We start from the raw sequence: 7,614 nt of genomic DNA, 5'->3' as shown, positions 1-7,614 counted from the left end.
ACCGCTTCATGACGATGCCATCGAGAAAGGCGTAAGGGTGATCGCCCTCGATCCTGCGGTGCCGCCAGGCGTCGATCTTCGCATAGATCTTCTTGTTGAGGTTCGACACCGTACCCGGGCTGACCCGCGTGCCCCACAGCGCCTCTGTGATATCTTCCACCCGCCGCACGGACACGCCGGCGAGATACATCTCGATCAGAGCTTCCTCCACGCTGCTTTTGCGCCGCTGATACCGCTCAATGATGGCCGTCTCAAATGTCTGCCGACGCAGCTTCGGAACCTTCAGGCCGACCTTGCCGGCCTTCGTATCCAGCGACCGTTCATAGCTGCCCGCGCAGGTGTCCTGGCGGCCCTCTCTGCGTTCATACCGACCCGCGCCGCACAGACGGTCGGCTTCCGCATCCAGCATCGCGTTCAGTGCTTCCTAGACCGTCCCGCGAACCATCTCGCCAAGATAATCGCGGATACGTGCCTCGTCGATCTGGATCACTTGACCCATCGCTTTGGGTTTCCCCTTCTCGTCCATTCTCTGCTCCTCTCAGAAAGTCTGAAAGGAACCGTCACCACCGTCAAATGTGCGAAAGAATTTGTACGTTATCCTTCGCCCGCAGACTCAAGACCCTCAGCGGCCTCACACCCTACGAATACATCTGCAAGGTCTGGACTTCAGAGCCAGACAGATTCATCGTCAATCCGATCCACCAGATGCCGGGACTGAACACGTAAGCAATATGGAACGTAGGCACTTTAGCATGACTTCGTTCTTCTCCGTCGAGTAGGTGAACTGGGAACGAAACCGTTTACCGCACCAGCCGGCCCATTTCAAAGCCGGGCAGCACGTCGGCAATGAAATCTGCAGCGAATCCCGAGGAAGCTACATCGAACAGGATGTCTACACTGGGCACCCCGCCCCGGTCGGTCCGCACTAGGACTGCATCCATGTGCAGCGCGCGTGTCTGGACGACGGTGCCCAGGCCAAAGGCGTTGGGGCGGGTATCGATGGCGGTCAGCAGCGGCAGGGCGTCGGAGATGGCGGGGCCGCTCAAGCAAAGCCAGCACCAGCCCTCGTCGCGATAGGCGTCGAATCCCTTGGGGCCGGTTGTGGCTTGCCAGTCCTGCTGAAGCCGCGTCAGTCGATCCGGATCGGCGAGGGGATCGGACAGGATCACGACTTCCTCAGCGCCCAGACGCAGGATGGTCATGCCTTCAGTTCCGGCGCTGCGGTGGATGGTCTCGGGCAACGGGCAGCCTTGTCCGGCCAGCCATGCGCTGGTGCCGGGGCCACGCAGGCCGAGGCGCGGCAGCGGCGACAGGTCCAGCATCCGGTTCCGGTCATCGGTGGGCCAGCCCTTCAGCAGCGGCAGGCGGTGATCCAGCGGCCAGCTTCGGGCCGGGGCGGCAAGCGCGGTCATTCAGATCTCCTGTCGTGTGTTGTCTGCGTCGTAGAAGGGCAGCGCCACCACCGGCGCCTTGATCTCGGTCGCCGAGAAGCCGCGCAGGCGGATTTGTGATCCCGGCTTGGCGTCTTCGGGCGCCGCATAGGCTAGCCCGATCCATTTCCCCAGTGTGGGAGAGTGGCCGAATGAGGTGACATGCCCGATCGGCTGCCCGTTCGACAGCACCAGCGAGGATTCCCCGATCCCGGCGTCGTTGCCGCCCGGCAGCACAAAGCCGCAAAGCTGTCGCTTCCGGCCCATGGCGCGTCGCTGCTCGGTCGCGGCCTTGCCGACATGGAATGGCTTCTTGCGGGACAAGGCCCAGCCCATGTCCAACTCGTCCGGGGTCGAAAGCGCGTCGGTGTCCTGCCCGATGATGATATGGCCTTTTTCCAAGCGCAGCATGCGCGAGGCTTCCAGCCCATAGGGTTCCGCGCCGGCCTGCGCTAGCGCCGCCCACAGCGCCGGAGCATGCGATTGGGGCAGGTGCAACTCATAGCTGAGTTCGCCAGTAAAGCCGATCCGCATGGCGCGGACGGGGCAACCCGCCAACTCGCCGCTGCGGCCGTCGAGATAGGCAAAACCCTCGCGGGTAAAGTCGATGCTGCCGGGCAGGCGCTGCAACACCTCGCGCGCGTGGGGACCGGTCAGGTTGATGGCGGCGAAAGCGGCGGTGACGTTCTGGATATCGACTTCCATTCCCCAGAGGGTTTTTTGCAGCATCATCTCGGCATAAAGACGCTCGACCGCACCGGTGGTGGCGGTGACGTAGAAATGATCCTCGGCCAGCCGATAGGCTACGCCGTCGTCGAGGATCGAACCCATCTCGTTCAGCGCCAGGCAATAGCGCACTCGGCCCACGGGTTGCCTGGCATGGGCCATGGTATAGATGCGGTCCAGGAACGTCGCCGCATCCTTGCCGCGCAGCTCCAGCTTGCCTAGGGTCGAGACGTCCAGCATCCCCACGGCCTCGCGCACCAGGCGGATCTCGCGTCGGATCGCATCAGACATCGGAGCCGTGCCCGGATAGGCCAGGGGACGCCACCATGCCCCGACGGGCGACATGCGGGCACCGGCGGCCTGGTGGACGGCGTGCAGCGCGGTGTGACGATAGCGCTCGGGCGTGGTATCGGCCAGCAGGCCCAGCTTCTCGGGGCCGAAGGGCGGGCGCGACGTGGTGATGCCGACCTCGGCCAAGCTACGCGCGGTCTTGCGGGCGACGATGCGGGCCGTGGCCAGCGCGGCGTGGCGACCTTGCGACGGCCCCATGCCGACGGTCGAATAGCGCTTGATCAGTTCCAGTTCACGATAGCCGTCGGCGATGGCGTTCTCGATGTCCTTGACTTGCAGGTCTTCGTCAAAATCGACGAAATCGCGGCCCTTCGGATGGGCCTGCGAGGGCACGGCGCGGCGCCATCGGGCCTGAACCGGGGCGGGCAGGTCCTGCGCAGGCAAAAGGCCCAGCCCCGCCGCAGCGCGTGTCCCGGCGATCTCGCCGCTGGCGACGACCGCACCAAGGTCGCTCAACCCCGCTGCCGCGCCTGCCAGGTGGACATGCGGCGGCATCCCGGTGATCGAGAAACGCGTGCCGCTGTCGTCCGAGGTGAGCCGGGCGCCAGCATGCAACGCAAGCTGGTAGCCCGGCGTATAGCCGCCCGCCACGACCAGCAGATCGCAATCCAGCGAGGTTGCGGTGCCGTTGTCGTCGCGGATCTCGACCGATTTCAGGTGCAACCCGCCGCGATTGCCTTGCGCTTCGGTGATCCGGCAGCCACGCATGACCGTCAGCCCGCGCTGGATCAGCACATCGGAAAGCCCATCGCGATCCTCGGTCTCGGGATCGACCACGGCGGCGATCCGGACGCCTGCATCGTCCAGGTCCAGCGCCGCCAGGTAGCCGTCGCGGTCGCCGGCATAGACTACCGCCCTTTGGCCCGGCCGCACGCCGTAATGGCGCATCAGGCGCTGTGCGGCCGAGGACAGCATCACGCCGGGCAGGTCGTTGTTTCGAAAGATCAGCGGTTGTTCATGTGCGCCGGTGGCCAGCACCAACTCGGCCGCGCGGATGCGGATCAGGCGGTCGCCTTGCAGGACCGGCATCCAGTTGTCGGCAAAGCGACCGTTACAGGTCGCGCCGGTCAGGACGGTGATTCCTGCCGCCGCTGCTTTGTCGCGAAGCTCGGCCAACTTGCAAGCGGCGTCGGCGGCATTGGCGTCAAAGCGGGCATAGGTCAGCGCGCCGCCCAGTTCCGGCTCTTTCTCGACCAGGATTACGTCGGCGCCCGCCTTTGCGGCGGTGATGGCGGCGGCAAGGCCGGCGGGACCAGCACCCACCACCAGCAGGTCGCAATGGCGCGTTTCCTTGGCGTAATGGCGCCGCGCGGGGGTCAGGCTGACGGTGCCCAGCCCGGCCGAGGCGCGGATGATCGGCTCCCACAGCTTCAGCCAGCTGTTCTTGCCCGGCCCGAAGAAGGTCCGGTAATAGAAACCCACCGGCAGGAAGCGGCCGAGGCGGTCGATGATGCGGCCCCGGTCGCGGCGCAGGCTGCCGCTGACGTTCAGCGGCGTCACGGCCATGCCCTGGGCGGCCTCGCGTAGGTCGGCGCGGACATTCGCCTCGTCGCCGATTTGGACCAGGGTGTTGGCGTCCTGCCCGGCCATCGTCAGCACCCCGCGCGGGCGGTGATACTTGAACGAGCGCGACAGCACCCATTCGCCATTGGCCGCCAGCGCGCTGGCGATGGTGTCGCCGGGGTGGGCGGTGACGGGGCGGCCTTCGAAGGTGAAGGCCATGCTGGCGTTACGGTCGATCCGGCTTCCCCAGCCGTTGCCAAGTCTGTTGTTCATGCCGGGCTCGCGGTTCTGTCTGCGTCCGAACCCTTCAGGTAGCTGCGCAGGATTTCGTCGGTCGTCAGGTCGCGCTCTGCGATGAAGACGGTGTTAGAAGGAGTGTGCCGCCACCATTCGCGCAAGACCCCCATCGGGTTCGGTGCGAAGAACAGCCGGTTCAGCAGGTCTGCATCCGTCGCCTCGGCGGTGTCATGCACGGGCCCGAGCCACTGGAATTCAGAGATGTTGCGAGGCCCGTTCACCGGGCAGGTCATGATCTTCATGGTATTCCCTCAATGCCCGGCCGCCGTGGCGCCCATTTCGTTCAGCAGCTCGAACCGCGAAAAGCGGTCCAGCGCGAAGGGCCGCAGGATGTCGGGCACCCGCGCCGTCGCGACGGTCTCGGCCATGCGCTTGCCCGCCACGCCCGTCGCCTTGAAGCCCCAGGTTCCCCAGCCCGCGTCCAGCCAGTAGTTCTGCAATGGCGAAGCCCCCATGATCGGGCTGAAATCGGGCGTGATGTCGGTGATCCCGGCCCATTGCCGCAGCAGCTTGACGTTGTGCAGGAAAGGCATCAATTGCAGCGCTCCGGTGGCCAGCGCCTCTTTCTGCGGCAGGGTCGAGCGAGTCGAGGCAAGCTGATAGGGGTCGGTGCCGCCGCCAATCACGATTTCCCCGCGCGAGGACTGCACCAGGTAGGTGTGCAGGTCCGACGACGACAGCAGGATATCCAGGAACGGCTTCAGCGGCTGCGTGACCATCGCCTGCAAGGGAAAGCAGCGGATCGGCAGCCTGATGCCGGCCATTTCGGCGATGCGCCCGTTCATCCCGCCCGCGGCTTGCAGCACCTGCCCGGCCTGGATGGTGCCGCGATTGGTTCGCACTTCGGTGACGCGGTCGCCGGAAACCCCGAAGCCCGTGACCTCGGTGCGCTGGTGGATCTGGACCCCGTTTTCGGCGGCGCGCTTGGCATAGCCCCAGGCGACCGCGTCATGGCGAGCAGTGCCGCCATCTGCGTGCCACAGTCCACCGAGAACCTCGTGCTGGCCGCCGAAATCCATGTTCACATGCGGACAGATTTTCTGCACCCCTCTGGCATCGACCACCTCGATACGGGTGCCGGCATGTTTGCCCATCTCGGCGCGCAGGCGGAAGCTGCGCATCGCGCCATCCGAATGGGCCAGCGTCAGCTGTCCCCGCTGCGAGAACATGACGTTGAAGCCCAGTTCGTGGGACATATTCTCGAACAGCGACACGCCCTCGCGGTAGAATTCGATCGAGGGGATCGTCAGGTAGTTTGAGCGCACCGTCGTCGTATTCCGCGCGGTATTGCCGCCGGCCAGGTAGCCTTTTTCCAGCACAGCGACATTGGTGATGCCGTGGTAGCGCGACAGGTAATAGGCGGCCGCCAGGCCGTGCCCACCGCCGCCAATGATGACGACATCATAGCTGCGGCGCAGGTCCGGGGTTGGGGGAATGTCGTGAAAGGGCTTGTGACCCCGTCTCAACCCGTATTTCAGAAGCTCCAGCGGCATTTGTCCATCCCGTTTGCTGACCCCATTTCTGCCTTGGGGCAGGGACGCGGGCAAGAAACGGAACCGGCCCCTATGACCCCGTTTTCGTTATGACTAGACAACGAAAATACACCTGCCAAAAGCACCGGAAAAACTGGTGTTTGCGCGCCGGGATGATAGGAAAGCCTATGGATATACGCTTTCTAGAAACCTTCATCACCATCGCCGATTGCGGCTCGATCGCCCAGGCGGCGCGGCGGCTGAACCGCACCCCCGCCGCGCTGGCGCAGCGGTTGCGCGCACTGGAGCAGGAATTGGGCCACAGGCTGGTACTGCGTTCGGGGCGGACGGTACAGCCCACGGCCGAGGGGCAGGCCATCCTGGATCATGCCCGGGTGCTGGTGCAGGGCGCGCGCGATTTGCAGGCGCTGGCGGCGAACGGGGTGCCAGCGGGGCAGTTGCGGCTAGGGGCGACGGCGACTTCGCTGACCGGCCTGCTGCCCGGCGTCATCACGCGGCTTGCAGCCGATCATCCCTCGATCGAATATTTTGTGCAGCCAGGATCCTCCGTCGATCTATATCATCGCGTGGTTGCGGGTCAGCTTGACGCGGCTATCATCGTCAAGCCGCAGTTCTCGATCCCGAAATCGACCGATTGGCTGACGATCCGGGACGAACCGCTGGTCTTTATCGCATCGAAAAGCGCGCCCGATCTGGACCCTCACTCGCTAATCGCGCAGTCGCGCTTCATCCGCTATGACCGCAACCAGTGGGGCGGGCAGATCGTCGACAGATACATCCGCGATCACGGGCTTGCGGTGCAAGAGTGGCTTGAGCTGGACGCGCTGGACGCCATCGCGGCGATGGTGGACCGGGGCCTGGGGGTCGCCATCGTACCGGATTGGGCGCCACCTTGGCCGGCGGAGATCAAACTGCGCAAGCAGGTGCTGCTGGGCGGCGAGGCTCGCCAGACCGGGGTGATCTGGCAGCGCTCGGGCGCGCGGCACCCGGCGGTCAGCGCTTTCGTGCGCGCTTGCCAGACGGTCTTCGGCTTGGCCCCTTGATCGATGCTCCCCTGATTAGGGGGGAGCGACGGACAGGTCCACCTGCTCGACCGCGGGATCGACGTGGAACAGTACCTTTTCGACCCGCCGCCGAGTCAGGACATAGTGATCCACAGCGATCTGGTCGGCAAGCTCGACACTGCCGGCCTTGATCGCGGCAAAAAGGGCGCGGTGCTGGCGCTCTGTCTCGGCCAAATGTGCGGCCAGTTCCTCTTTCGTGGTCGGGTTAAGGTATTCCACCGTGCCGACCTGTGCGAAACAGGCCCGCGCAAGCCGGATCGTACTAAGCAACGCGCTGTCGTAGAAGCCGGAGAAATAGCGGTTATGCGCCGCGCGCGAGATTGCCAGATGAAATTGCAAATTGGCCTCGGACCGCGCGACGCCGTTCGAGATGTCGGTGCTTTGCTCGAAGTCCAGCATAGTCCTTTCGATGGCGGCCAGGTCTTCCTCGGTCCGATGCTCGGCTGCCAGGCGGTGGATCAGCCGGCTTGAGACCAGCAAAGCGTCGTAAAGCTTGGGCACTTCGTCGAAATCCATCGTGGCAACGATGGCCTTGCGCCCATGGCGCTGAACTAGCCCGTCCGAGATCAGCTGGATGATCGCTTCTCGCACCGGGGTGCGCGACACGTTCATCTTTTCGGCAAGGTCCGCCTCGTCCAGTGTCAGGCCTGGCCGCAATTCCAGCCGCAGGATGGCCTCCCGGATCTTTCTGGCGACCTTCTGGCCGTCCCGCTCGTCAACTGCCTTGTCCATTTCTATCCTGAAACGTGT

6 protein-coding genes and 2 pseudogenes are annotated in these 7,614 nt (G+C 64.7%); 2 read left to right on the top strand and 6 right to left on the bottom strand.

Annotated features, from left to right (window positions below; translation table 11 throughout):
• Positions 1 to 499: pseudogene (locus tag IT41_RS16430) on the bottom strand (transposase); the annotation flags it as partial.
• Positions 500 to 600: 101 nt separating this feature from the next.
• On the opposite strand from IT41_RS16430, the pseudogene IT41_RS20910 reads away from it, so the two are divergent.
• Positions 601 to 726 (top strand): annotated as a pseudogene (locus IT41_RS20910) (IS481 family transposase); the annotation flags it as partial.
• 74 nt (positions 727 to 800) lie between these two features.
• Here the strand turns inward: IT41_RS20910 and IT41_RS16425 are convergent.
• The 4 genes from IT41_RS16425 to IT41_RS16410 are packed head-to-tail and all read right to left on the bottom strand — an operon-like array spanning position 801 to position 5,800.
• A complete protein-coding gene (locus tag IT41_RS16425) occupies positions 801 to 1,412 on the bottom strand; it encodes a hypothetical protein (protein ID WP_036743424.1) in 612 nt (203 codons plus the stop codon).
• Positions 1,413 to 4,283, bottom strand: a complete 2,871-nt coding sequence (locus tag IT41_RS21915) for a 2Fe-2S iron-sulfur cluster-binding protein (protein ID WP_036743423.1) — start codon at positions 4,281 to 4,283, stop codon at positions 1,413 to 1,415.
• Positions 4,280 to 4,549 carry a sarcosine oxidase subunit delta gene (locus IT41_RS16415; RefSeq protein ID WP_036743422.1) on the bottom strand — a complete coding sequence of 90 codons (270 nt, stop codon included), beginning with the start codon at positions 4,547 to 4,549 and terminating at the stop codon, positions 4,280 to 4,282. Before IT41_RS16415 ends, IT41_RS21915 begins: the two co-directional genes overlap by 4 nt.
• 9 nt (positions 4,550 to 4,558) lie before the next feature.
• Entirely contained in the window at positions 4,559 to 5,800 is a 1,242-nt protein-coding gene (locus IT41_RS16410) for an FAD-dependent oxidoreductase (RefSeq protein WP_036743420.1), read from the bottom strand.
• 167 nt (positions 5,801 to 5,967) lie between these two features.
• On the opposite strand from IT41_RS16410, the gene IT41_RS16405 reads away from it, so the two are divergent.
• The gene (locus IT41_RS16405) at positions 5,968 to 6,843 is read left to right on the top strand and encodes a LysR family transcriptional regulator (protein WP_036743418.1); all 876 of its coding nucleotides are present in this window, start codon (positions 5,968 to 5,970) and stop codon (positions 6,841 to 6,843) included.
• A gap of 15 nt (positions 6,844 to 6,858) precedes the next feature.
• On the opposite strand, the gene IT41_RS16400 is transcribed toward IT41_RS16405, so the two are convergent.
• A complete protein-coding gene (locus IT41_RS16400) occupies positions 6,859 to 7,596 on the bottom strand; it encodes a GntR family transcriptional regulator (RefSeq protein WP_036743416.1) in 738 nt (245 codons plus the stop codon).
• Positions 7,597 to 7,614 lie beyond the last annotated feature (18 nt).

Origin of the sequence: Paracoccus halophilus (genome assembly GCF_000763905.1) — a bacterium.
Taxonomy (GTDB): Bacteria; Pseudomonadota; Alphaproteobacteria; order Rhodobacterales; family Rhodobacteraceae; genus Paracoccus; species Paracoccus halophilus.
Note: the sequence above shows the minus strand (reverse complement) of the source record. Positions and strands in the feature narration are given on the sequence as shown.